Source organism: Clostridium sp. JNZ X4-2, from assembly GCF_054889485.1.
This window is the reverse complement of sequence record NZ_CM142685.1, coordinates 1402865-1428040: the sequence shown is the minus strand read 5'-3', so window position 1 is coordinate 1428040 and position 25176 is coordinate 1402865. Positions and strand designations below refer to the sequence as shown.

The following is a 25176-nucleotide window of genomic DNA, read 5'->3' as shown; positions in this document are numbered from 1 at the left end:
ATTAATCCTCCTTGTATTTATAAAAACATAGGGTGGTGTTTCCATATTTTCTATGATCCGTCAAAACTATATTATGGGTTCCATCATATATTTTCTCATCAGTATCAATTTTAGTGACTATAATTCCATTTTTACACAATAAATTTTCTCTTTCAATTAATTCCACTGCTGGCGGAATCATATCTTTTTTATAAGGAGGATCAACAAATATTATATCAAATACCTCTCCTTTTGATCCCAGCTTCTCAAGGGCTCTGTAAGAATCCATGTTCATAGTATTGCACATGGGAAGAAATTTTAAGTTTTCCACATTTTTTTGAAGACAGTAAAATGTATCACTGTCCCTGTCAATGAGGAAACACTTTTTAGCTCCCCTGCTTACAGCTTCAAGTCCAAGGCTTCCTGTTCCTGCAAACACATCCAGTACGGCAGAATCATAGATTCTATTTTGAATTATACTAAACATAGCTTCCTTGATTCTATCCAAAGTAGGCCTTGTAGTGTCATATCCATTGGGGGACAATATTTTTCTTCCTCTGGCAAGGCCTGAAATTATTCTCATAAACTTTCCTCCTAGCTTTCTTCTGCCTTTTTATTATATGTAATATTTATTCTCTAACATTTTAACATATATATTTGCATTATTCAAAATTTGCTCATAAGTTGCTGTAACCTAATTAAAACTTATAAACTTTGAAGTTCTCTGCAGCTTTTTCTGTATTTCCTCTTTAATTCTTATATCCTCCGGATTTTCACTTTTTAAAAGTCTTTTAGCTTCTAAATTAGCTTCTTTAAATATATCTATATCCTCCACCAGATTTGATAAAATCAATCCATCTTCACCATGTTGCCTGAATCCAAAAATTTCACCTGTCCCCCTTAGCTTTAAATCCTGTTCTGCAATAAAAAATCCATCATTGCTGCACTTCATTATTTCCATCCTTTTTCTTATTATATCATTTTTAATATCTGCAATTAAAATACAATAGGATTTATATGCTCCTCTTCCAACTCTTCCTCTAAGCTGATGTAGCTGTGCAAGTCCAAATCTCTCTGCATTTTCCACTATCATCACTGTAGCATTTGGCACATTTATTCCCACTTCTATAACTGTAGTAGATACCATTACCTTTATTTCACCACGCTTAAATCTATTCATTTTATTTTTCTTGTCCTTAGGGGACATTTTACCATATAATATATCTATCTGGACATTTTTAAAATAGCTTTTTTTCAGTTTTTCGTAAATATCCTCTACGGAACTCAGATTAAGCTGGTCATTTTCCTCTATTAGCGGACATACTACATATACCTGCCTTCCCCTTTTTATCTCACCAAGTGCAAACCTATATACATTATCTCTGGAATTTTTATCTCTGTAATAAGTATCTATTTTTTGTCTTCCTGGTGGAAGTTCATCTATGGTAGATACATTCAAATCGCCATATAAATATAAACTCAGAGTTCTTGGAATAGGCGTAGCTGTCATAATAAGGGTATCTACATTTTCTCCCTTATTGGTAAGTTTGCTCCTCTGCATCACTCCGAATCTATGCTGTTCATCTGTAATCACCATTCCTATATTTTTAAATTCCACATCATCTTGAATTAATGCATGAGTTCCTATTAATATATCTATTTTCCCCAGCTTCAATTCCTGTTTTATTCTTTCTTTATTTTTCGCTGTAGTGCTTCCACAAAGTAACTCTATACTTGTGTGAAATTGTTCCAGCAGCTTTTTAGCTTCTACATAATGCTGGGCTGCCAATATTTCAGTGGGAGCCATTAGAACTGCCTGATAGCCGTTTTTTACCACATTAAAAATAGCTATCAGGGCCACTACAGTCTTGCCGCTGCCTACGTCTCCCTGAAGCAATCTATTCATGGGACGTTGTCTTTTTTCATCTATCAATATTTCTCTTATTACTTTTTTTTGAGCTCCAGTAAGTTCATAGGGAAGCTTTTCCTTTAATTGTGTCAATTCCGGGGCGATTTTAAAAGCTATACCCTTTTTATTATCATCAAAATTATGTTTCAGCATCAATATTTTTAGAGAATATGTAAATAACTCCTGAAATTTAAGTCTTCTTTTTCCCTGTTCTAATTCTTTCAAACAAGTGGGATTATGTATTATCCTTATAGCTCTATCCAAACTGCAAAACTTATATTTAGCAATAATCCACCGAGGCAGGTTTTCCTCTATATTTATTTCAGGCAGTATTTCAGATATAAGCTTTATAAAAGTGTTATTTGTTATTCCTGACTTCAGCGGATATATTGGTATTATCTTTTCTTCTGTTTTACCCACTCCGCTGTGCTTAATTAAAACAGGGTTTGTTATAAAACTTTCTCCCTTAAATTTCTGAACTTTTCCCATTATCCTGCATAAACTGTTTATGCTGAATTTATTTTTTATATAGGGCTGATTGAACCATTTTCCTTTAAAAATTGTGTCTTGATTTTCAAATACTACAGTGGAAATAATTTTTCCATTTTTAGTCCTTATATCTCTGCATATGGCTTTAACTCTGCAGTCTATTATAACTTTTCCAATTCCCTGTTCCTTTAAATTTGTACAATTGGAAATTACATCATAGTCCCTGGGAAAATATAAAAGTAAATCCAGTATATTAAATACGCAACATCTATTTAAATTTCTGGCAGTTACAGTTCCAACTCCCTTTATATACTTAACATCATCATATACATTCATAAACTTTCACCTGCTTCTTTACTAAAATATTATACTATATCTTAATAAGTTTTCTAATAGTATACATAAAAAAAAGCCCAAAGGCTTTTTTTATTCAACAGATACTATAAAATAATAAAGAGGTTGTTTTCCGCTGTAACACTGTATATCCATATCCTCATATTTCTTTTCCAGCTTCTTTACAAAATCATTTACTTCATTCTCATTACATTCCTCACCATAATATATACTTATGAGTTCACTATTTTGCCCTGTCATTTCATCTATTATATTGCCGCACACCTGGAATTTATCTTTTCCCACTTGTTTTATTTTACCTTCAATAAGTCCCAGTATATCTCCCTTTTTTATATTTTTTTCATCCACTTCCGTATCCCTGACTGCATAAGTCACCAATCCTGTAGCCACTGTAGATATTGCACTCTCCATGGCATTTACATTTTCATTTAAATCCATATCCGAATTAAATGCTGTTATTGCAGTAATCCCCTGAGGTATGGTTTTAGTTGGTATTATTTTAACTGTTTTATTTGATAACTCTGCCGCCTGATTAGCTGCCATAATTACATTTTTATTGTTAGGCAGTACAAATACGGTTTCTGAATTTACACCATCTATGCAGTTTAATATATCTTCAGTACTGGGATTCATGGTCTGGCCGCCTTCTATCACGTAATCCACCCCCAAATCCTTAAATATATTATTAATACCTTCTCCTGCAGATACTGAAATAAAGGCATACTTTTTTAACTCAGTTTCCTGTTCATGGCTTTCTTCATCCTGAGCAATTTTCTTTTCAGAAGAATTTTCTTCAAAATCATCTATATTTAAAATATGTCTGTGCTGCTCTCTCATATTATCTATTTTTATCTTGGATAATTCCCCCAGCTTAACTGCCTGTGATAAAACCCATCCCGGATCATTGGTGTGAATATGGACTTTTATTATATCTTCATCCTTCACTACCACCATAGAATCTCCCACTTCCTGCAGCTTTCTTCTGAAATCTTGTATATCTGATACCTGGGAGTGAATTAGAAACTCCGTACAGTAACCATATTTTATATTCTGCTCTTCTAAATTTTTAGCTGCAGACTGGATTTTCACAGTTCCAGCTTCTTTTAAATTTACTCTTTCCATATTATTTTTTAAAGCTTCATACATTCCCTGAAGTATAACGAGAAGTCCCATCCCTCCGGCATCCACTACTTTAGCTTTTTTTAAAACAGGAAGCATGTCGGGGGTTTTATCCAACATAGTCTTGCCATAGCTGCATACTTCCTCCAGAAGTTTAGTTATATCTTTTTCCTGAGATTTTACAGCACTTTCACCAACAGCTCTTATAATAGTCAATATAGTACCTTCCGTAGGACGCATAACTGCCTTGTAAGCAGACTTTGCTCCTTCTTCCAGGCTGTTTGCAAATTCCAATGAATTTATCTGGTTTTTTCCCTGAATACCTTTAGATATACCTCTGAATATTTGTGAAAGTATTACTCCGGAGTTTCCCCTGGCTCCCATAAGTGCTCCTTTGGCCAGCTGTTTAACTATTACTCCTATAGATGTCTCTTCTGTATTGGATATCTCCAGTACTGCATTTCTAATGGTCATGGACATATTGGTTCCTGTATCCCCGTCAGGTACTGGAAATACATTTAATGAATTTACAAATTCCTTTTGCTCTTCTAGTTTATTGCTGGCATTTACAACCATATTGTAAAAAATCTGCCCATCTATATTTAAGTATCCCATTTTTACAAATTACCTCCCTAGACCCTAACACCTTGAACATTTACTGTAATAGTTGAAACTTTGAGTCCTGTGTAGTTTTCTATATTGTATTTTATCTTTTGTATTATATTACTTGCAATTACGGATATTTTTGTTCCATATTCCACTATTATATGCAGTTCTATAATCAATTCATTGTTTTTAAAACGAACTTTTACTCCCTTACTTAAATTTTCACTTTTAATCAACTTCCAAAAACCATCTTTGGCATTTTTAGAAGCCATACCTACTACTCCATAACATTCCATAGTAGACAATCCAGCTATATTTGCAACTACTTCTTCTGAATAATCTATATATCCATTTTCCTCAACAATACTTCCTATCATATAAAAACCTCCTCACTCAATATCATATTCTATAATACCATAAATATATTTTATTATTCAAGTTACCTGTAACATTTTTCCATAAAGCAGTCATATTAAAAAGCAATTCCTATTTACTTGCACATATTATACCTTCTGTGGTAAAATAGTTTGTGTTTGAGTTGTGTAAAACTCTTAAGGAGGTGTTTGTAATGTCAAAAAAATGTGAAATATGTGGTAAAGACGTTGTATTTGGTGTACAGTATAGTCATTCACACCGTCAGTCTAAAAGGACTTGGTCTCCAAATATAAGAAAAGTCAAAGCCATAGTTAATGGTACGCCAAAAACCATACATGTTTGTGCAAGATGCCTTCGTTCAGGAAAGGTTCAACGTGCCATATAAAAATAAAAATGCAGTTGTTTAGTTACAATTGCATTTTTGTGTTTATATAATTATTTTTTCTTAGTAAAAAATTTTATAATTGCAGACAGGACACCTGGAAGCTTAAATGCAATAATCTTCATCAAACTACCTCCTTATTTATGAGATTCTATTAGATACCATCCACAATAAATTAATCCGGCACCTGCAGCTATTATCCATCCCCATATAGGGATAATAACTGTCATTAGAAACCCGACACCTATAGATAAAGCTACTAATCCAATCTTTTTTTTAGTTCTTCTTCTAAAGCCTTTCTTTCTCACGTTATTATCCCATAAAAAATTGCTTTACATTATTATATGCATATCACTGCAGTATTGTTACTATTTTAAAAAATATTTAATTCCCAGTGGTTAATTCAATCCTTACTCTTCATTAAAAGCAATCTTCCACTATCAAATATTATATCAACACTTCTTTTTAAAAATTCATTGGATACTGTCCTGCCGTCCCCCAGTTTCAAGTCATAGTCGTTCAGCTTATATTTTGCACCTATTATATTTAAATTTTTAACTATATTACAATAGGCATGCAGAGAAAAAACTTCGCCTGTATTCCCTTCTATTGTAGTTGATTTATCAAGTAATCCGATAGTATTATGTTCATCTCTTATATAGGCCTTAATCCCTTTTAAACTGCATTTTAAGAGCATTCCCAGGTTTCCCAAAAGATGATCCACTCTGCTTCCTGTACTTCCAAGCAATACTATTTCATCTGCTCCTAATTTCAAAGCCCTGTCAACTACAATTTCAGTATCCGTATAATTTTTAGCTTTAGGATATTTTTCTATATTACAATTTTTTTTCTTGAAGAATTCCAAAACCTTCTGATCTATAGAGTCAAAATCTCCCATAAGATATTCAGGTGTAATATTATATTTATAGAGACAGTTTCCTCCACCATCTGCACATATCAAAATTGAATCCTTTCCAAGTTCTTCTTCAACCAATTCCCTAGAGGGGGCACTTCCTCCTGATACTATAACTGCCTTCATACTAAACTCCCTCTCTTAACTGCTTTATATTATCTTTTACATTCCCGTCTTTAAATACAGCAGAGCCTGCCACTATCACATCTGCCCCATTTTCTACTGCACTGCCTATATTGTATTTTGAAATACCTCCATCCACTTCTATCATTAAATCTTTATTATATTTATAACTTAAATTTTTTACTTCCTTAATTTTTTGGGAACAATATTCTATATATTTTTGTCCTCCGAATCCCGGATTTACGGACATTATAAGAACCATATCCAGGCATGGTATTAAATATTTTATATTATCTGTCAATGTAGCGGGATTTAATGCTACAGCTGCCTTTACACCTAAACTTTTGATATAATTTACAGTTCTGTCCAAGTGTTTGTCAGCCTCAAAGTGAACAGTAATAATATCTGCCCCTGCCTCCACAAAATCCTTCACATATCTGGCAGGTTCCTGTATCATTAAATGAACATCAAATGTCAATCCAGTAAATTTTCTTATGCTCTTTATGACGGGTACACCAAAACTTATATTTGGTACAAAGTTTCCGTCCATTACATCTATATGAATTAAATCCGCTCCACACTTATCTAGAAATTTTATCTCTTCCCCCAATTTTGAAAAGTCTGCTGATAATATGGAAGGTGCTATTTTTATCATAATGCATTTATCTCCTTCTTCTTTATAATTTAGTCACCAATATTTTTTCTTGCGGGAGATTTCCCCCAAAATTTTAATATAAAAATCATATCTTTTTTTATTTATAGTCCCATTTTCCACAGAAGCCTTAACAGCACATTCAGGTTCTTTATGATGAATACATCCTGTAAATTTACATTTTCCTATTGCCTCTGCAAATTCCGGGAAGCAATATTGAAGTTTTTCTGCAGTTATATCACTTGTATCCAATGAAGAAAATCCAGGAGTATCTACCACAAAACCATCTTCAAGCTCTATTAGCTGGCTGTGCCTTGTGGTATGTTTTCCCCTATTTAATTTTTCACTTATCTTCCCCGTCTCCATAAGCTTTTCTCCGCAAATAGAATTTAATATGGTGGATTTTCCTACACCTGATGGTCCGCATAATACTGTAACATTACCCCTGAGTTTTTCTTTAATACTGTCAATGCCATATCCCTCTTTTGCCTTCAGCTGTAATACCTCATAGCCTATATTGCTTATCATATCTATAATCTCTGTCTCCCTTTTCTGTTTAGGCAAATCCATCTTATTGAAACAGACAATTATTTTCAAATTATTGTACTCGCAGCTTATAAGAATTCTATGTAATAAATCTTCGTTTATTTCAGGATGATTAAATGCAAAGACCACCAGTGCCTGAGTTACATTAGCCACTGCAGGTCTTCTTAGCAGGCTCCTTCTGGAGTAAATTTCATCAATAACTCCCTGATTTCTTTCTATGATAATATTAACATTATCTCCTACCATGGGAGAAAGCCCATCATATCTGAACCTTCCCCTTGCCTTGCATTCAACTACTCCATCTTCAGTCTTTATATAATAAAATCCTCCTATTCCCTTAACTATAATTCCCCTCATAACTCCTCCTAATCCATATTTATATTATATGCCTTTTAATTTTTTTTGTCTGAATTTCCCGGATTATTTGGATTTGAGCCGGTATTTCCTCCTGAATTGCCGCTACTGCCATTTCCATTGCCGCTGCCTTGTTGTCCACCGCTATTTTGTCCGCCTCCATTTTGTCCACTGCCTTGCTGTCCGCTGCCATTATTCTGCTGGCTGCTGTTTCCATTGCTTCCTGCTACACTGCTGCCATTCTGATCTCCCTGATTATTGCCCTGCTCACCTTCAGGTTCCTTATATACATAATAAGTCAAAGTTACCGTAGTACCTTCTTTAACTTGTTGTGAAGCTCCTATGCTTTGATTTGTAACCCCCTGGTTTTCTTGAGATTTATCTGATGTTTCCACCGGATTTTCAGCAGCCCTCAATCCTGCACTTTGTATTATAGCTTCCGCTTCTTTTATACTTTTTCCAGAAACATCCGGAACTGTCACATATTTTGCTTCAGATCCCCTGCTTACTACAAGATTTACTTTTGCTCCATCTTTTACTTTAGAATCTGCCTCCGGATCCTGACTTATAACCTGACCTTGCGACACCGTATCACTATATTTATAAGATATACTTCCCACACTGAGTCCACTGCTGGTAATAATATCTTTTGCAGTATTCAAATCTATGCCCACTACATTGGGAACACCCATTGTATCAGTGCCTCCACTTACAATTACCCTTACATCTGAATTCACTTTTACCTTTGAACCTGATTTAGGAAAACATTCAATTACTGTTCCCTCGGGTTTGTCGCTTTTTTCCTTAGCTCCTACTACAAAGTTCAATTTTTTACTTTCCACCAATTTCTTAGCTTCATCCTGTTTCATACCTATTATATTGGGTACTGTAGCTTCCCCTGAGTTTCCATATGTCTTGCTGTAAAAATACCCTGAAACCGCACCTATTACTACCACCAGCATAAATAACGCTATGACAAGTATGGTTTTCTTCTTTTTAGGATCCAATGTGGGTTTAGGTTTTTTATCTTTTGGCTCATCTTCTTCATAGTCATTATAATCTTCTTCATTTTTATAACTGTCATTTACATCTACAGGATCCATTATTCGTGTCATATCATCATTTAAATCATCTTCCGTCAAATTTAAATTTTGGTTATTTTCTATCTTTTTCAGATCTACAAGCATATCCTCCATGGTCTGATACCTTTTTATAGGTTCTTTTTCTACGGCCTTTAGAATCAATTTGTTTAAACTTTCCGGTACATTTTCATTTAATTTGATTGGAGGAACTACTGGTTCCTGTATATGTTTCAATGCTATGGACACAGGGCTTTCCGCATCATAGGGCACCTGACCTGTAACCATTTCATACATAACTATTCCAAGGGAATAGATATCTGTTCTAAAATCTACAAAACTGCCCTTTGCCTGTTCAGGAGAAAAATAATGTGCAGATCCCATTATCTTATTTGAATTAGTTATGGTAACCGAATCCGAAGCTTTTGCAATGCCAAAATCCGTTACTTTCACTATCCCATCTTCTGTTACAAGAATATTATGAGGTTTTATATCTCTATGTATAATATTATTCTTATGTGCACATTTTAGGGCTTTAGCTATCTGAATAGCTATTTCTACGGATCTTTCCGGAGGTATTTTACCCTGCTCTTTTATTATCTGCTTTAATGTCTTCCCGACAACACATTCCATAACTATATAATTTATATCATTCTGTGTACCCACATCATATATGTTGACTATATTATTATCCGAAAGGCTTGCAGCTGCCGCAGCTTCTCTTTTAAACTTTTCAACAAACTCACCATCACTGGAAAACTGTTCTTTAAGAATTTTCACAGCTACATTTCTATTTAAAAGATGGTCTTTAGCTCTATAGACAACTGCCATACCACCTTCCCCTATCTTTTCCAATGGCTCATATCTATTCCCTAGCATGGTCCCTATCATCTTTACCCTCTCCTTCAAATACAATAACTGATATATTATCCCTTCCACCCCTAAGGTTACTAAGTTCTATCAACTGTTTGCAGGCATCCTCGTTATTGTTATTCATTATTATATCATACATCTCATTAGTGCTTACTCCATTAGATAACCCATCAGTACAAAGTATTACCCTGTCTACATCTTCTAAATTCACCTCAAAGATGTCTACTTTTACAGATAAATTAGTCCCAAGCGCCCTAGTTATTATATTTTTATTGGGATGAATTGCAGCTTCCTCTTCAGTTATACTGCCTTCATCTACCAGCTGCTGTACAAGTGAATGATCTTTAGTAATTTTTACTATACCATTGTATTTTACAATATAACACCCGCTGTCACCTACATTGGCCACTATCATTTTCATATCTTCAACCAGACAGGCTGTTATAGTTGTCCCCATTCCACCAAATTCATTGTTGCTCCTGGATAATTTATAAATCCTTTCATTTGCCAAATTTATGGCTTTTAATAGATCTTCCTTCATATCCACTGTGTCTTTAGCCTTTATATAATCTATAGTTGTTTCCACTGCAATTTTACTTGCAACTTCCCCTGCATTATGTCCGCCCATTCCATCTGCTATTACATATACATTTAAGTTTTTTCCTTTATAGAAACCTGCGAAATCTTCATTTAGCTTTCTTACTTTACCGACATCTGACAAGATCCCCACCATTTTCTACACCCTTTCTATACCTTTTTGATTCTAAATAACTTCTTCTAAGCTGTCCACAAGCGGCATCTATGTCCGAACCCATTTCTCTTCTTACTGTAGTTTCTATTTTATTTTCGCTGAGTTTGTCATAAAAATTTTTTATATTGTTTAGAGAAGACTTTTTAAATTCATTTTCTCTAACTTCATTTACAGGTATTAAATTCACATGGCATAATAATCCCTTCAGCAGTTGAATTAAATCTTCAGCACATTCCAAAGTATCATTTACGCCCTTTACTAAAGCATACTCAAAGGATATTCTTCTGCCGGTTTTATCTATATAATATCTACAGGCATCTATTATCTCTGCTATAGAATATTTATTTGCAATAGGCATTATCTTTTTTCTCTTTATATCATCCGGTGAATGTAGTGATATAGCTAAAGTTATCTGTAAGCCTTCATCTGCCAGCTGTTTTATTTTAGGTACTATACCGCAGGTAGAAAGAGTTATATGTCTTTGACCTATATTAAGACTATATTCACAGCTTATTATTTTTAAAAATTTCAGCACATTGTCATAATTATCCAATGGTTCTCCGCTTCCCATTAAAACCACATTTGATATTCGCTCTCCTATTTCACTCTGAGCTCTGAGAACCTGAGCCAATATTTCTCCACTGCTTAAGTTTCTCACCATGCCGTCTACAGTTGATGCACAAAATTTACAGCCCATTCTGCACCCGACTTGTGTTGAAACACATACGGAATTTCCATGCTTATATTTCATAACTACAGTTTCTATAACATTTCCATCTCTGTATCTATATAAAAACTTAAAAGTATCTTTTGATTTTGACTCATAGCCCTTAACTAATTCTGGAACACCTATATAAAAATTTCTCTTTAATTTTTTTGCCAGGGATTTAGAAACATTAGTCATGCAATCAAAATTCCATTGACTTTTCTTATATAACCAATTGGTTATTTGGCTTGCCCTAAATTGACTTTCACCATTGCTTTTCATCCAATCCCTTAAGTCCTCCATATTAAAGTCAAAAATATTATACATATATTTATTGCACCTACCTATATTTTATCATTTTGGCAATAAAAAACCCATCTACATTGTCATTGGGAAGTATAGTAATATATCCTTCCCTATGGCAAATTATATTTCCAAAATTCCCATAATCCAGTCTTTCCAATTTAAACTGGGGGTTTTTCTTAATAAACCATTTTATATTTTCACCATTTTCCATCTTATTTAAAGTACAGGTGGAATATACAAGCTTTCCACCCAGCTTCACATATTTTGAAGAATTACACATGATATTTCTCTGTATTTTTATCAAACTATCTATAGACTGTTGATCTTTATTCCATTTGATTTCAGGTTTTTTCCTTATTAGTCCAAGACCTGAACAGGGGACATCTATAAGTACCCTGTCTGCTGTACCACTGAGCTTTTCTGCATATCTTTCCCCATTCATCCTGCTGCAAACTATGTTTTCAATTCCCAATCTTTTTGCATTGTCTTTTACCAATGCCAGCTTATTTTCATATAAGTCATAGGAATATACCCTGCCTGTATTATTCATAAGTTCTGCTATATGGCAGGACTTTCCTCCCGGCGCACTGCAAAGATCCAATACAGTCATATTTTTTTCAATATCCATAAGATTAGCTACCAGCATTGCACTCTCGTCTTGTACTGTAATATATCCCTCCCTAAAAAGAGGATTTGATTCTATATTGCCTCCTCCTTTTATAACTACAGCTTCCCTGCACACAATTCCCTTTTCTACATCATATCCATTTTTTATAAGTTCATTCCACACTTGTTCATATTCTGCTTTCAAACTATTTACCCTCACTGTAATTTTGGGAACTGCATTGGAATTTTTCAATATTCTCTCTCCTATGCTTTCACCATATTGAGTAATAAAAAGTTCAGTAAGCCAGTGTGGAAAGGAATATTTAAAACACAACCTGTGGATCTTATCCCCTTTATCCTCATACATAAAATTATCTTTGTTTCTCAAATAATTTCTCAGAACTCCATTTACCAGTTTGGACAGCTTAACGGATCTTTCTTTGGAAAGTTCTACAGCCTCATTTACCACTGCAAATTCAGGAATCTTATCCAAATATCTCAATTGATATATGGATATTCTCAATATATTTACTATATCTGCATCCATTCTTTTTAAGCTGCTCTTTATAAAACTGCCCAATATACTGTCAATGGTGTATTTGTATTTCAAAGTACCATATACCATTTCCGTAACCAGTGCTCTGTCTTTTTTACCCAAATCTTCTCTATTTAAATACATACTCAAGACTGTATTGGAATATGCATTGTCGTATAATACCTGTTTGAGTATTTTAACTGCTGTGTTTCTAGCATTTATCATAATTTTACCTCTAATTTTATAACATATATTTATTCCACGGCTGTCATTATTGCCAAGGCTCCCATAATAAACAATACTGCAGCCATGGATAAGTTATTCTAAATTTCATATACATAAAAAGCACATTCTTTATTGACAAACTTCTATATGAACCCGGGAATCCCTTGAACAATTAATTTCTATCTCTGCTTATATATATAAGTCTCAGTAAATTGGCTATGGCTGTTAAAGCAGCAGCTACATAAGTCATGGCAGCAGCACTCAAAACTGATCTTGCACCCTTTAACTCATCCGAATAGAGTATATTCCTTCCTTCCAGTATTTTTAAGGCTCTTCCGGAGGCATTTAATTCTACAGGAAGAGTTATTATTTGAAACAGAACTACCAGAGTAAATAAAATTATGCCCACATTCACAAGTCCTCTAATTCCTAAAATAAATCCCGCCAAAAATAATATCCAGGAAGCATTAGAACCAAAATTAACTACAGGTACAATAGAATTTCTGATAATAAGCGGAAGATACCTATTCTTATGCTGAATGGCATGGCCGGTTTCATGAGCCGCCACACCTATGGATGCTACAGAATTTCCATAATAAACATCTTCCGAAAGTCTCATGACTCTTTTAGAAGGATCATAGTGATCACTTAGTTTACCCGGTATTAGTTCCACTGGGACTTCATAAAGTCCACTGCCATCTAAAAGCATTCTTGCCACCTGGGCACCTGTATATCCATTATGGCTTTTATATTTTGAATATTTATTAAAAGTGGAAGATACCTTATATTGAGCCCAAGCTGCCACTAAAAGTGCCGGGATTAATATAATAAAACTGCTGTCAAAATAAAACATGAATTACACCTCTACATAAATTATTTTCCCAATACAATTCCTGGTTCTATGGAATGTCCTCTTATATACTCACTGACTTCCATAGGCTTTCCTCCTGGAAATTGTACCTTTTTTATCATAAGAACTCCACTGCCGCAAGCTACCTTAATTCCGGATTGAGAGATTTTTAGTATATATCCGGCTTCCCTTTGGGACGTTTCATCCAGTATATCCACCTGATATATCTTCATATTTTCCCCGCTATACTGAGTATATGCAATAGGCCATGGATTTAAACCTCTGACAAAATTTTTTATTTTGCTGCTGCTGAGATTCCAATCTATTTTTGCCATATTTCTAGATAACATTTTTGCATAAATAGTGGGAGTTTCTCCCTGCTTTTTTCTTTTGATTACACCTGATTCCAATCCTTTAAGTGTTTTTACCAGTAAATCTGCTCCATCTTCCTTCAATAGATTTTTCAGGTCTCCTGCCGTCATATCTTCTGAAATTCGTACAACACTATTTAAAAGCATATCTCCAGTATCCAGTCCGGTATCCATGAACATGGTGGTATTTCCACTTTCCTTCTCTCCATTTATAATGCACCAGTTTATAGGTGCAGCTCCTCTATATTTTGGCAAAAGTGATGCATGCAGATTAATACATCCTATTTTAGGTATATCTAATACTTCTTTTGTAAGTATCTGTCCATAGGCTACTACTATTATAAAATCCACTTCCATTTTTTTTAGCTCATTCAATGCCTGCTCGTCATTTTTTAGCCTGGCAGGCTGATATACGGGTATATTATATTTAATGGCCTCTTCTTTAACAGGAGATGGAAATACTTTTTTGCCCCTGCCCTTTGGCTTGTCAGGCTGGGTAAATACAGCTACAACATTAAATTCTTCTATTAATCTTTTTAAAGATGGTACTGAAAAATCAGGAGTTCCCATAAAAACTATATTCATATATCATTTTTCACCTTCTTTTTTTATGATCTTATCTACAAATAGTATGCCATTTAAATGATCTATTTCATGACAAAATGCCCTGGCCAGTAAATCTTCTGCTTCTATTATTACCTCTTCCCCTTTTTCATTTATCGCTTTTACTTTTACCTTACGGGGTCTTTTCACTTCACCCTGTGTTCCCGGTATACTCAAGCATCCTTCCCTGTCTGTATAACTTCCCTCAGTGTATATAATTTCCGGATTTACAAGCTTGAATATACCCTCCCCTATATCAACTACTATAACTCTTTTTAAAACACCTACTTGGGGTGCTGCAAGCCCTATGCCATCTTCTGCATATAATGTTTCCTCCATATCTTTCAGCAATGTTATAATTCTATCATTTATAACATCTACCTTCCTGCTTTTTTTCCTCAGTATGTCATCTCCGTATTTTCTAATATTTCTCAAAGCCATATATTCACCGTCTCCTTAAAATCTATAAGATTTCAAGATTATCTGCGGCTTGTTCAACTCCCTTCTCAATTTAAACTATATACTTTAAAATCAACATTTAAACAAATGAATTTTACAACATATTATTAGGATTTATATCTATATTAACCTTTATATCATTATAAACATCTTTTAATAAATCATAAACTATTTTTCTGATATTTTGTGCCATATTTAAATTTATTTTGCCCTTTATCATTATCTTCCACCTATATAATTCCTTTATTTTTGATATCTCACAGGGACATGGTCCCAGCATTTTAATTTTATCATTTTTTTCAAGAGCATTTCTTAAAAATACACCAACATTTTGTATATTTTTTATTAACACATCTTCTTTTTTACTATTCATATTTATAAGAAGTATATCTGAAAAAGGCGGATACTCCATCTGCCTTCTTATACCAATTTCTTCATTATAAAAATCCTCATAGTCATTTTCTGCAGCACATTTTATACTATAATTTTCAGGACTATATGTCTGTACAATTACCTCTCCCGGTTTTTCTCCTCTGCCTGCTCTTCCTGAAACCTGAGTTATCAGTTCATAGGTTTTTTCTGCTGATCTGAAATCCGGAAGGTTAATAGACAAATCTGCTGCTATTACCCCCACCAGAGTTACATTTTTAAAATCCAGTCCCTTTGCTATCATCTGAGTCCCTATTAATATATCCGCCCTGCCCTCTTTAAAGGTATTATATATATTTTCATATGAATTTTTTTTCCTGGTAGTATCAAAGTCCATTCTTATGGTTTTTGCCCGGGGAAATTCACTTTTTATAAGCTGTTCTATTTTTTCAGTACCCACTCCAAAATACTTTACATATTTGCTCCCGCATTTAGGACAGACCTTTGGAACATCAACTCTGCTTCCGCAATAATGGCATATAAGTTTTCCCACATTATGATGATAGGTATAGGATATGTCACATTTATTACATTTAAACACATAACCACATTTTCTACAGGACACAAAGGTAGAATATCCCCTTCTATTTAAGAAAAGCATTGTCTGTTCCCCTTTATTCAACCTGTCACAAATGGAGTTATATAGAATTCTGCTAAACATGGATTTATTGTTATCTGCAAGTTCTCCCCTCATATCCACAATCTTGATTTCCGGCATAATTGCTCCATCAGCTCTATTTTTCAAAGTTAAAAGTTCAATCTCCCCAGTTTTGCACCTATAATAAGTTTTTATAGAAGGAGTAGCAGAACCCAGTATCATTTTACAATCATATTGATTACATTTCATTTCCCCAATTTCTTTTGCATTATATTTAGGATTACTATCCGACTTGTAGCTCCATTCCTGCTCTTCATCTATTATTATAAGTCCCAGATTTTCAAAAGGTAAAAAAATAGCGGATCTGGCTCCTATGGCAACTTTCACCTGATGCTCTTTTATTCGCATCCATTCATCGTATCTCTCTCCATCTGATAATTTGCTGTGAAATACACTTACATCTTTCCCAAATCTACCTTTAAACCTTTCTACCATTTGAGGTGTAAGAGCAATTTCAGGAACCAGTATTATGGATTCCTTTCCATCTTCCATGGCCTTTTCTACAAGATGCATATAAATTTCAGTTTTACCGCTTCCCGTAACTCCATGAATCAAAAACAGCTTTTTATGTGAATTTATTATTTCATCTACGGCAAATTGTTGTTCTTCATTAAGCATTTTTTTTGAATAGGCACTGTATTTTTTATCATCATATCTGGTTACAGTTTTCTCCCCTGTAAGAAGAAATCCATGTTTTATCATAGTATTTATAGATGATAGAGATAAATTGTAATTTTTGCTTATAAAGCTTTTAGTATATCTGCCATTTTTACTTTGCACCAATTCATATATACTTCTGTAAGGATCTCTGTCAAAATTTTTCTCCAAACTTTTACCTATGTATACCAATGTTTTCTTTTTGTCTTTCATTCCCTTAAATATACCTCTTGGTATAAATACCTTTATACAATCCAAATATGTACACAAATACCTTTTTCTCATATTTTCTATAAGTGCCAGATCTTTTCTTGTAAAAAGAGAAAAATCATCACAAAGATCAATTATCTCTTTGACCTTTCTATCATCTGACACATTCTCATAAATACTCACTACAAATCCATCTAACTTTTTATTTCCCATTCCAAAAGGGACTTTAACCCTAAAGCCTATTTCTATTTTGTCTTTTAATTTATCCGGCACCTTATAGGTAAAAATTTTATCCAATTTTACAGAACTGTTATTTACAATAATTCCTGCATATATATACACCTGATCACCCTTTTATAATAAACATCAAATAAGAGAGGCATTTAAATGTTAACCCCTCTTAAACATAAATTTTATATTTTAGATGCCAATATATTAAATAATTTTCGTGCTACTTCCCTTTTGCTCATTTTATCCAAACTTATTTTATCTCCATTTTTAAATATTATTGTTACTTTGTTATTATCTGAGGAAAATCCAGTATCCCTTCCTGTTATATCATTGGCAATTATGTAATCCAGATTTTTACTTTTTAATTTTTTTTCAGCATTTTCAATTAAATCATTGCTTTCTGCCGCAAAACCCACTAAAATCTGATTGTTTTTTAGCTTTCCAAGTTCTCTTAGTATATCAACATCCCTAACCAGAGGAAGGGAAAGCTCATCTCCATCTTTCTTTATCTTCTTTCTGGAATAAACCTTAGGTTTATAATCGGAAACCGCCGCTGCTTTTATCACTATATCCTGCTTTTCAAATTTTTCAAGTACTGCATTTAACATTTCCTCATTTGTTCTTACTTTTATAAATTTCACTCCAAAAGGTATATCCAAATTTGTAGATCCTGACACAAGAGTTACCTCTGCACCCCTGTCCCTTGCTTCTTCAGCTATTGAATACCCCATTTTACCGGAGGATCTATTTGTTATATATCTTACAGGATCTATGTCTTCCATTGTGGGACCAGCTGTCACCAATACCTTTTTTCCTCTTAAATCCTTTATTTCATACAACATGCTTTCAATTACCTGTACTATAAAATCCGTGTTCTCAAGTTTACCTTCACCGCTGTCACCACAGGCCAACCTTCCCACAGCAGGCTTTATAAACTCATAGCCAAATTTCATGAGCTTATTCATATTGTCCTGTACAATAGGATTGTTATACATGTTTGTATTCATAGCAGGTGCAAAGATAACCGGAGCCTTTGTTGCCATGATTGTAGCAGTTAAAAGGTCATCTGCTATTCCATTTGAAATCTTTCCTATTATATTGGCAGTAGCTGGAATAACTGCTATCAAATCCGCCTTTTTAGCAAGAGAGATATGCTGTATTTCCCAGGCCCTGGGTTCCTGAAACATATCAACATTTACAATATTCTGGCTCATGGTTTGAAAACTAAGAGGTGTTACAAACTCTGCTGCAGATTTTGTCATTATGACATTTACCTCAAAATTCTTTTTCTTTAATCTGCTTACAACATCCAATGCCTTGTAAACTGCTATACCTCCAGTTACTCCTATAATCACCGTTTTCCTATCATTTAGCATTACTTGATACCTTCTTTTACAGTTTTATAAGTAATTAGCTCCTCAGATATTTCATTAATAGCTATAGTAACAGGTTTTGTTGAATCTATATTCACTAATGGTTCGGCTCCCTCAATCAATTGCCTTGCTCTCTTGGCTGTTATAGTAACTAATGTATATCTATTTTCTACTTTTTTTAACAGATCTACAATAGATGGATTTATCATCGAGTTGTTCATATGTAATTCCCTCCTTAGGATCTAATATTTCATCTTTAACCCTGTCTACTCTACATTTTTCTGCCATAATTATACTTTCTATATTGTTTACAGCATTATCTACAGTATCATTTATAACCACATAATTGTATTTTGATACATAATTTATTTCCTTATATGCTGAATTAAATCTGGTTATAAAGGATTCCGGTGTTTCACTGCCTCTATTTATAATTCTTTTTTTTAGTTCTTCCATGGAAGGAGGAAGTATGAATATAAATACCCCTTCAGGATAGGCTTCTTTCACCATTAGAGCTCCCTGAATGTCGATTTCAAGCACTACATCATTGCCCTCTTCTATAGCCTTTAGGACCTTAGACTTGGGAGTCCCATAATAATTCCCATATACCTTTGCATATTCCAGAAAATTATTATTTTTTATTTTATCCTTAAAATCCCCTTCAGTCAAAAAATAATAATTTATTCCATCCACTTCACCTTTTCGTGGAGATCTTGTAGTAGCTGAAATGGAAATCCAAAATTTGCTTTTTTTAATCAAAGCTTTACACACTGTACTTTTTCCTGTACCAGAAGGCCCTGATATCACAACTAAAAGACCTTTTTTCTGCATTATTCCTCAACCTCACTGATTTCCTCTTCATCATCTTTAGATGACAGTCTATGTGCCACAGTTTCAGGCTGAACTGCTGAAAGTATTACATGATCACTGTCAGTTATTATAACGGCTCTTGTTCTTCTCCCGTAAGTGGCATCTATAAGCATTCCCCTGTCTCTTGCCTCCTGAATTATTCTCTTTATCGGTGCAGATTCCGGACTCACTATAGCCACCAATCTATTTGCTGAAACAATATTTCCAAAGCCTATGTTTATTAACTTAATACCCATATATTTCCTCCTGTTTTACTCCACATTTTGTATCTGTTCTCTTATTTTTTCTATTTCGTTTTTTACATTTAATATCAGTTGCGTCACTTCCAGATTTGTTGATTTAGATGCAATAGTATTTGCCTCTCTGTTCATCTCCTGCAGTATAAAATCAAGCTTTCTTCCTACAGGTTCATCTACATCCAAAGTTTCCTTAAACTGAATTATATGACTATTTAGTCTTACAATCTCTTCATCAATACATGACTTATCCGCAAACAATGCAACTTCCATTGTCAATCTATTTTCATCTACAGGGCATTTTCCAAGTAAATCCTTCAATCTATTTGAAAGTTTTTCTCTGTATTCTTCAACTATCTTAAAAGATCTGCTTTCTATATCATTCATTAAAGATTCAATATGGTGACATTTTTCAATCATATTCCTCTTTAGCTTTTCTCCCTCTTTTTCCCTCATATTCACCAGCATAGAAACAGCATGGTTTAAAGCCTGTAATAAATACTTCCAAGTGTTTTCCAGATCATCCTCTTCCTTTTTTAATGTTATAACATCTGGGAATTTAGCAATTAAATCAAGAGATATCTCTGCCTTTATATTATATTTTTCCCTGATTTTATTTAGACACTCTGCATAGCTGTCCGCCAGCTTTTCATCCAGTACAGCCCTTGTAGTGCAATTGCCAAAATTCATCTGAGTTATAAACACATCAACTTTACCCCTGTTTATTTTTTGTTGAATGACTTTTCGCATTCTATCTTCTAAAGGCATAAAACTTTTTGGCATTTTGATATTCAAATCGCAATACCTGTGATTTACGCTTTTTATTTCTACTGTAAAACTCTGTTCCTCACCTTCTACTGTACCCCTTCCAAAGCCCGTCATACTTTTAATCATTATAATTTCATCCTTCCACACAACCTTATAAGTCTACACTTAATTATACATAAATATCTATAATAATTTCAAGATAAATTTATTCTCTGGCTACCCCTAGATTTATAAATCAGAAAAATCACTCTGTAACCCTGAAAAATTCTTCCAAGATTCATTACAAAAAGCTTTCCCTATAAGAAAACTCCACCCTGCCCAATAAACACTTCATACTACAAAATTCGCAAGTTCACACTAAAATTTTCTTTAAAATTCTAGTTTAAGACGATTATATCATAAAATACCTGTAATAGACACATCTATAAAAATATCTCACAGGGCAAACGCATGAAAAGTTATAATCTCTTATGTCCCAGATAAACTCTGGAATAAATTCTATCATTGCTAAATTTTCACATATGGTGGTATGAACCAATAGCTTTTTTTTAATTAACCAGATAGTCCTTGTTATTGGATATATCCCGTGACATCAAAAATAAGCCCTATTTTATCAAGCCAAAAATGTATGCTTTACAATTGAATCAAGAAAATCTTCATTTGTCATTGCTTTAGCCCTTTTCCTTGGGCCACTCATAGGTTTTTCTGTTTCTATATTTCTAAGTATATTAAGTGCAAACTTCCTAAGTAATGATAGATTCTCTGGACTGTGTTCCTTTCTTGTCCTGTTAGAATCTTCATTAAACACTACATCAAGTACCCAATGCATACTTTCAATTCCCCAGTGCTTACGCACAGCATTTGAAAATTTTACAGCATCAGCCGGTAGAGAACTTATATAGTATCTTTTCTCTATTGTTATTTTCCCTTTTTCTTCACTCTTTCGTACAGCTATTCCTATACTTTTTAAACTTTTCCATTCACTGCGTGTACTGAGCCAATCTATACTTTCTGTAATGTAGTATTTTCGTACTTCATTTCTTCCATGTCCCTTATCTACTGTCATTGTATAATTGTATGGAATACCTTTAAAGCCCGTTTCTACTGCATCATCTAAATATTCTTTAACTTCTTCATAAAAAAGCTTCTGGTTTCCTTTTAGTGCAAGCACATAATCAGAATTCTTATCCACTATCGCTTTTACTATATCTTTCTGACATCCCATTGCATCAGTAGTTACAATACATCCATTAATATCTAGTAATTTTAGAAGTTCTGGAATAGCCGTAATTTCATTACTTTTTTCGGCAGTTTTTACCTGTCCTATAACTATTCTATATTTACTTGCCCATGCACTTACTATATGTATTGCTGATTTTTCTTCAGCTATATTACGTGCTCCGCATACAGTCTTTCCATCAATCGCTATAATAGATCCATTCAAACTTGCTGATATTTCTTCTATCCATTTCATAAAACTACTTCTAAATTCTTTTGGGTCAATCCATTCAAAAACTCTTTGCAAGGTATCATGAGAAGGTATCCCATATGGCAAAGTCAGATATTTTTTGAAGAAATCGATCCTGTCGTTTGCAAAATCTTCTATAGCCACCCAGCTGTCACAATTTGCTAATGTTGCAACTACAGCTATGAATAATATTGATGTTAGGTTATGTTTAATTTTTGTATCCTGTCTTTGATCTGTTATAAGTCCAAAATAATGTGTTAACATTTTACGTTTTACCATGGTATTTTACCTCATATAAATTTATATGATTTATAATACCACAATAATATGTTTAAAAGAAGCTCCAAACTTACTATTTTAGGCATTTTAACACTTTGTTTACTCATGCGTTAACCCTGAAATATCTCAAACTCATTTAAAAAACTCAAAGCTTCAGATAATTAAAACACAATTATCTGAAGCTCTAAATTTAAGAATATAATCTTAAAATAATAATACATGTTGGACTTAATCATAATAAGGTACATTTCAAAAATTTAAAGTATAATACATATTAAACCGCCATTACCTTCATTTATAATTTTTTGCAGTGTTTTTTGTATTTTAACCTGAATATCTTCCGGCATTTTATAAAGTTTGTTTTGAAGTCCTTCTTTTACCAACACCTCCAGAGATTTGCCAAACATATTGCTCTGCCATATTTTAGAAGGATCACTCTCAAATTGTTCCAGTAGCGATTTAACCATTTCTTCGCTTTCTCTTTCTGTACCCATAATAGGCGAAATTTCCGTTTGAATATCTGCTCTTATAAAATGCAGTGAAGGTGCACTGGCCTTTAACTTTACCCCAAACTTATTGCCCTGTTTAACAATTTCAGGTTCTTCCAATTTCATTTCAGATAGCTGAGGTGCCACTAGCCCATAGCCAGTGTCCTTAACATCTTTTAATGCCGTCGAAACCTTGTCATATTCTACTTTTGCACTGTGCATTTCCTTAATTATGTTCAGTAAATCACTTTCCCCTTGAATTTCTTTTTCGCATACTTCACCTAATATTTTATAGTAAAGATCCTTTTTGGGCTTCAAATTAATACTGGCAGTACCTTCACCCATATTGATTTCTTTTACATCAGATTCACCTACAAATTCTATATCTGAAAATCCTTCAACAGATCTTACTATATCTCTAACTTTATATACACTTCCACACATATCTTTTACCAAATTTATAAAATCCAGCTTCAGCCAGTGAGATGGCTCCATTTTTTCTATCCATTCTGGTATATCAATATTTATTTCCTTAATTGGAAACTCTTTAAGTACCCTTTGAAATACATTTGTTATATCCTCTTCCTTCATATTAAGCACATCCATGCATTGAACCGGTACATCGTATTTGCTTTCCAATTCTTTTTTTAAATCCATAGTGCCGGGTTCATAAGGATGCTGTGAATTCAGTATCACTATAAAAGGCTTATTTATTGATTTCAGCTCATTTACTACCCTTTCCTCTGCTTCAACATAGTCTTCCCTATTTATATCAGTTATAGAACCATCCGTGGTTATCAAAAGTCCTATGGTAGAATGCTCATTTATTACCTTTTTAGTCCCAATTTCAGCAGCTTCCTCAAAAGGTATTTCATAATCATACCAAGGAGTGGTGACCATCTTAGCTTCTTCTCCCTCCATGTACCCCAATGCACTCTTAACTATATACCCAACACAGTCCACCATTCTTACTTTAAATCTGGTGCTTTCATTTAAGCTTATTTCTATAGCTTCGTTGGGAACAAATTTAGGCTCTGTAGTATGAATGGACTTTCCTGAAGAGCTTTGGGGCAATTCATCTTTAGCCCTCTGCTTTTTATAAGAATTATCTATGTTGGGAAGTACCATTATTTCCATGAATTTTTTTATAAAAGTGGATTTTCCAGTTCTCACAGGGCCTACAACTCCCACATATATATCTCCCTGAGTTCTTTCTGCAATATCTTTGTATATATTAAAGTTTTCCAAAATATACCCTCCAATAATCTAATATTAACAGTATATATATATTTTCATAAGGTATATTTTATTACATATTATTTTATCTGCAGCTTAAATTAATTTCTAATATATTTCACTTTTCTTAGCTCTTGTCATAAGTTCATATACAATATATCTAGGATCCTTTCCCTTGAAGAGTATTTCGTAAAGTGCTTCTGTTATAGGCATTTCCACATTTAATTTGCTTTTAAGTTCATAAAAAGCTTTGCAGGCTGCTATACCTTCAACTACCATGTTCACTTCTTCAACAGCTTCTTCCATTGATTTGCCCTGGCCTATGAGTATTCCAGCCCTTCTATTTCTACTGTGCATACTGGTACAGGTAACTATAAGATCCCCTATTCCTGAAAGGCCCGAAAATGTTTCCCTCTTACCACCAAGTTTTTCTCCAATTCTCACTATTTCTGCAATTCCCCTGGTCATAAGGGCTGCTTTGGAATTATCTCCATATCCTATTCCATCTGAAATTCCAGCTGCCAGTGCAATTATATTTTTAACAGCACCACCTATTTCAACTCCTATAATGTCCCTATTGGTGTATACTCTGAATTTATTTGTCATAAACAGATTTTGAATTTTTTTACTGCAGTTCTCATCTTTTGATGATACAACTACTGTAGTGGGTATATCCCTTGCAACTTCTTCTGCATGACTTGGTCCTGAAAGAACCACCACTTTATTTTTTGGCAGTTCCTCCTCAATGACTTGAGAAAGTCTTTTGCAGGTACCTTCTTCTATTCCCTTAGCTATATTTACAATTACCTGATCTTCGCTTATGAACTGCTTAAAATTTTTGCAGACTTCCCTTACTGCCTGGGAGGGAACTGACAAAACTAAGACCTTGCTTCTTTTAATTACCTGCTCTGCATTTACAGATGCTTTTACACCTTCAGGAATCAATGCCTTGTAAAGGTACCTGATATTTTCCCTTTTTACATTTATATCCTCAACTATAGCACTTTTTCTGTCCCACAGGTTTACCTCAATTCCCTTTTTAGCAAGCATTATAGAAAGGGCCGTTCCAAAACTGCCCCCTCCTAAAAAAGATACGGATAAACACACG

25 protein-coding genes are annotated in these 25176 nt (G+C 33.8%); 1 reads left to right on the top strand and 24 read right to left on the bottom strand.

Annotated features, from left to right (window positions below):
• Nucleotide 1 precedes the first annotated feature (1 nt).
• The 4 genes from rsmD to ACYUJ6_RS06880 all read right to left on the bottom strand — a co-directional run bounded on the left by rsmD (nt 2) and on the right by ACYUJ6_RS06880 (nt 4833).
• On the bottom strand, nt 2-562 hold the full coding sequence (gene rsmD, locus ACYUJ6_RS06895) for a 16S rRNA (guanine(966)-N(2))-methyltransferase RsmD (RefSeq protein ID WP_461845092.1): 561 nt from the start codon (nt 560-562) through the stop codon (nt 2-4).
• Between the two features lie 111 nt (nt 563-673).
• On the bottom strand, nt 674-2713 hold the full coding sequence (gene recG / locus ACYUJ6_RS06890) for an ATP-dependent DNA helicase RecG (protein ID WP_461845091.1): 2040 nt from the start codon (nt 2711-2713) through the stop codon (nt 674-676).
• Between the two features lie 90 nt (nt 2714-2803).
• On the bottom strand, nt 2804-4465 hold the full coding sequence (locus ACYUJ6_RS06885) for a DAK2 domain-containing protein (RefSeq protein ID WP_461845090.1): 1662 nt from the start codon (nt 4463-4465) through the stop codon (nt 2804-2806).
• A gap of 17 nt (nt 4466-4482) precedes the next feature.
• Nucleotides 4483-4833 (bottom strand): Asp23/Gls24 family envelope stress response protein, encoded by a 351-nt coding sequence (locus ACYUJ6_RS06880; RefSeq protein ID WP_461845089.1) that lies wholly within the window; start codon nt 4831-4833, stop codon nt 4483-4485.
• Nucleotides 4834-5024: 191 nt separating this feature from the next.
• Here ACYUJ6_RS06880 and rpmB point away from each other — a divergent pair, with 191 nt between their 5' ends.
• Entirely contained in the window at nt 5025-5216 is a 192-nt protein-coding gene (gene rpmB, locus ACYUJ6_RS06875; protein WP_461845088.1) for a 50S ribosomal protein L28, read from the top strand.
• A 134-nt stretch (nt 5217-5350) separates the two neighbouring features.
• Here the strand turns inward: rpmB and ACYUJ6_RS06870 are convergent, their stop codons facing one another.
• From ACYUJ6_RS06870 to ACYUJ6_RS06775, 20 genes are all read right to left on the bottom strand, one after another.
• The gene (locus ACYUJ6_RS06870) at nt 5351-5521 is read right to left on the bottom strand and encodes a hypothetical protein (RefSeq protein WP_461845087.1); all 171 of its coding nucleotides are present in this window, start codon (nt 5519-5521) and stop codon (nt 5351-5353) included.
• 95 nt (nt 5522-5616) lie between these two features.
• Nucleotides 5617-6252, bottom strand: a complete 636-nt coding sequence (locus tag ACYUJ6_RS06865; protein ID WP_461845086.1) for a thiamine diphosphokinase — start codon at nt 6250-6252, stop codon at nt 5617-5619.
• 1 nt (nt 6253) lies between these two features.
• Nucleotides 6254-6904, bottom strand: coding sequence for a ribulose-phosphate 3-epimerase (gene rpe, locus ACYUJ6_RS06860; RefSeq protein ID WP_461845085.1), 651 nt, complete (start codon nt 6902-6904; stop codon nt 6254-6256).
• A gap of 33 nt (nt 6905-6937) precedes the next feature.
• Complete coding sequence (gene rsgA, locus ACYUJ6_RS06855) at nt 6938-7804, bottom strand: ribosome small subunit-dependent GTPase A (protein WP_461845084.1); 867 nt, start codon at nt 7802-7804, stop codon at nt 6938-6940.
• Nucleotides 7805-7839: 35 nt separating this feature from the next.
• On the bottom strand, nt 7840-9771 hold the full coding sequence (gene pknB, locus ACYUJ6_RS06850; RefSeq protein WP_461845083.1) for a Stk1 family PASTA domain-containing Ser/Thr kinase: 1932 nt from the start codon (nt 9769-9771) through the stop codon (nt 7840-7842).
• Complete coding sequence (locus ACYUJ6_RS06845) at nt 9746-10486, bottom strand: Stp1/IreP family PP2C-type Ser/Thr phosphatase (RefSeq protein ID WP_461845082.1); 741 nt, start codon at nt 10484-10486, stop codon at nt 9746-9748. The genes pknB and ACYUJ6_RS06845 overlap by 26 nt, the downstream gene beginning before the upstream one ends.
• A complete protein-coding gene (rlmN, locus tag ACYUJ6_RS06840) occupies nt 10458-11537 on the bottom strand; it encodes a dual-specificity RNA methyltransferase RlmN (RefSeq protein WP_461845081.1) in 1080 nt (359 codons plus the stop codon). The genes ACYUJ6_RS06845 and rlmN overlap by 29 nt, the downstream gene beginning before the upstream one ends.
• 13 nt (nt 11538-11550) lie before the next feature.
• Nucleotides 11551-12882, bottom strand: coding sequence for a 16S rRNA (cytosine(967)-C(5))-methyltransferase RsmB (gene rsmB / locus ACYUJ6_RS06835; protein WP_461845080.1), 1332 nt, complete (start codon nt 12880-12882; stop codon nt 11551-11553).
• A gap of 172 nt (nt 12883-13054) precedes the next feature.
• On the bottom strand, nt 13055-13735 hold the full coding sequence (locus tag ACYUJ6_RS06830) for a zinc metallopeptidase (protein WP_461845079.1): 681 nt from the start codon (nt 13733-13735) through the stop codon (nt 13055-13057).
• Between the two features lie 20 nt (nt 13736-13755).
• Entirely contained in the window at nt 13756-14688 is a 933-nt protein-coding gene (gene fmt / locus ACYUJ6_RS06825; RefSeq protein ID WP_461845078.1) for a methionyl-tRNA formyltransferase, read from the bottom strand.
• A gap of 3 nt (nt 14689-14691) precedes the next feature.
• Nucleotides 14692-15147 (bottom strand): peptide deformylase, encoded by a 456-nt coding sequence (def, locus tag ACYUJ6_RS06820; RefSeq protein WP_461845077.1) that lies wholly within the window; start codon nt 15145-15147, stop codon nt 14692-14694.
• 112 nt (nt 15148-15259) lie between these two features.
• Nucleotides 15260-17461, bottom strand: a complete 2202-nt coding sequence (priA, locus tag ACYUJ6_RS06815; RefSeq protein ID WP_461845076.1) for a primosomal protein N' — start codon at nt 17459-17461, stop codon at nt 15260-15262.
• Between the two features lie 71 nt (nt 17462-17532).
• Nucleotides 17533-18726, bottom strand: coding sequence for a bifunctional phosphopantothenoylcysteine decarboxylase/phosphopantothenate--cysteine ligase CoaBC (gene coaBC / locus ACYUJ6_RS06810; RefSeq protein ID WP_461845075.1), 1194 nt, complete (start codon nt 18724-18726; stop codon nt 17533-17535).
• Nucleotides 18726-18944, bottom strand: a complete 219-nt coding sequence (rpoZ, locus tag ACYUJ6_RS06805; RefSeq protein WP_461845074.1) for a DNA-directed RNA polymerase subunit omega — start codon at nt 18942-18944, stop codon at nt 18726-18728. The genes coaBC and rpoZ overlap by 1 nt, the downstream gene beginning before the upstream one ends.
• Nucleotides 18886-19554: a guanylate kinase gene (gene gmk, locus ACYUJ6_RS06800; RefSeq protein WP_461845073.1), complete on the bottom strand. Its 669-nt coding sequence runs from the start codon at nt 19552-19554 to the stop codon at nt 18886-18888. Before gmk ends, rpoZ begins: the two co-directional genes overlap by 59 nt.
• Entirely contained in the window at nt 19554-19829 is a 276-nt protein-coding gene (remA, locus tag ACYUJ6_RS06795) for an extracellular matrix/biofilm regulator RemA (protein ID WP_461845072.1), read from the bottom strand. Before remA ends, gmk begins: the two co-directional genes overlap by 1 nt.
• Nucleotides 19830-19844: 15 nt before the next feature.
• Nucleotides 19845-20723, bottom strand: coding sequence for a YicC/YloC family endoribonuclease (locus tag ACYUJ6_RS06790; protein ID WP_461845071.1), 879 nt, complete (start codon nt 20721-20723; stop codon nt 19845-19847).
• Between the two features lie 487 nt (nt 20724-21210).
• The gene (locus tag ACYUJ6_RS06785; RefSeq protein ID WP_461842474.1) at nt 21211-22344 is read right to left on the bottom strand and encodes an ISAs1 family transposase; all 1134 of its coding nucleotides are present in this window, start codon (nt 22342-22344) and stop codon (nt 21211-21213) included.
• Between the two features lie 257 nt (nt 22345-22601).
• Nucleotides 22602-24080 (bottom strand): stage IV sporulation protein A, encoded by a 1479-nt coding sequence (gene spoIVA / locus ACYUJ6_RS06780; protein WP_461845070.1) that lies wholly within the window; start codon nt 24078-24080, stop codon nt 22602-22604.
• A 96-nt stretch (nt 24081-24176) separates the two neighbouring features.
• Nucleotides 24177-25175 carry an NAD(P)H-dependent glycerol-3-phosphate dehydrogenase gene (locus ACYUJ6_RS06775; protein ID WP_461845069.1) on the bottom strand — a complete coding sequence of 333 codons (999 nt, stop codon included), beginning with the start codon at nt 25173-25175 and terminating at the stop codon, nt 24177-24179.
• Nucleotide 25176 lies beyond the last annotated feature (1 nt).

Coding starts and splice junctions, on each gene's coding strand:
- rsgA (WP_461845084.1), bottom strand. CDS start 7,804: ATGAGGGGAATTATAGTTAAGGGAATAGGAGGATTTTATTATATAAAG.
- pknB (WP_461845083.1), bottom strand. CDS start 9,771: ATGATAGGGACCATGCTAGGGAATAGATATGAGCCATTGGAAAAGATA.
- gmk (WP_461845073.1), bottom strand. CDS start 19,554: ATGCAGAAAAAAGGTCTTTTAGTTGTGATATCAGGGCCTTCTGGTACA.
- recG (WP_461845091.1), bottom strand. CDS start 2,713: ATGAATGTATATGATGATGTTAAGTATATAAAGGGAGTTGGAACTGTA.
- ACYUJ6_RS06845 (WP_461845082.1), bottom strand. CDS start 10,486: ATGGTGGGGATCTTGTCAGATGTCGGTAAAGTAAGAAAGCTAAATGAA.
- rsmB (WP_461845080.1), bottom strand. CDS start 12,882: ATGATAAATGCTAGAAACACAGCAGTTAAAATACTCAAACAGGTATTA.
- ACYUJ6_RS06830 (WP_461845079.1), bottom strand. CDS start 13,735: ATGTTTTATTTTGACAGCAGTTTTATTATATTAATCCCGGCACTTTTA.
- ACYUJ6_RS06790 (WP_461845071.1), bottom strand. CDS start 20,723: ATGATTAAAAGTATGACGGGCTTTGGAAGGGGTACAGTAGAAGGTGAG.
- remA (WP_461845072.1), bottom strand. CDS start 19,829: ATGGGTATTAAGTTAATAAACATAGGCTTTGGAAATATTGTTTCAGCA.
- ACYUJ6_RS06885 (WP_461845090.1), bottom strand. CDS start 4,465: ATGGGATACTTAAATATAGATGGGCAGATTTTTTACAATATGGTTGTA.
- rpoZ (WP_461845074.1), bottom strand. CDS start 18,944: ATGAACAACTCGATGATAAATCCATCTATTGTAGATCTGTTAAAAAAA.
- rpe (WP_461845085.1), bottom strand. CDS start 6,904: ATGATAAAAATAGCACCTTCCATATTATCAGCAGACTTTTCAAAATTG.
- coaBC (WP_461845075.1), bottom strand. CDS start 18,726: ATGCTAAATGATAGGAAAACGGTGATTATAGGAGTAACTGGAGGTATA.
- def (WP_461845077.1), bottom strand. CDS start 15,147: ATGGCTTTGAGAAATATTAGAAAATACGGAGATGACATACTGAGGAAA.
- ACYUJ6_RS06880 (WP_461845089.1), bottom strand. CDS start 4,833: ATGATAGGAAGTATTGTTGAGGAAAATGGATATATAGATTATTCAGAA.
- ACYUJ6_RS06865 (WP_461845086.1), bottom strand. CDS start 6,252: ATGAAGGCAGTTATAGTATCAGGAGGAAGTGCCCCCTCTAGGGAATTG.
- rlmN (WP_461845081.1), bottom strand. CDS start 11,537: ATGTATAATATTTTTGACTTTAATATGGAGGACTTAAGGGATTGGATG.
- rpmB (WP_461845088.1), top strand. CDS start 5,025: ATGTCAAAAAAATGTGAAATATGTGGTAAAGACGTTGTATTTGGTGTA.
- fmt (WP_461845078.1), bottom strand. CDS start 14,688: ATGAATATAGTTTTTATGGGAACTCCTGATTTTTCAGTACCATCTTTA.
- rsmD (WP_461845092.1), bottom strand. CDS start 562: ATGAGAATAATTTCAGGCCTTGCCAGAGGAAGAAAAATATTGTCCCCC.
- ACYUJ6_RS06785 (WP_461842474.1), bottom strand. CDS start 22,344: ATGGTAAAACGTAAAATGTTAACACATTATTTTGGACTTATAACAGAT.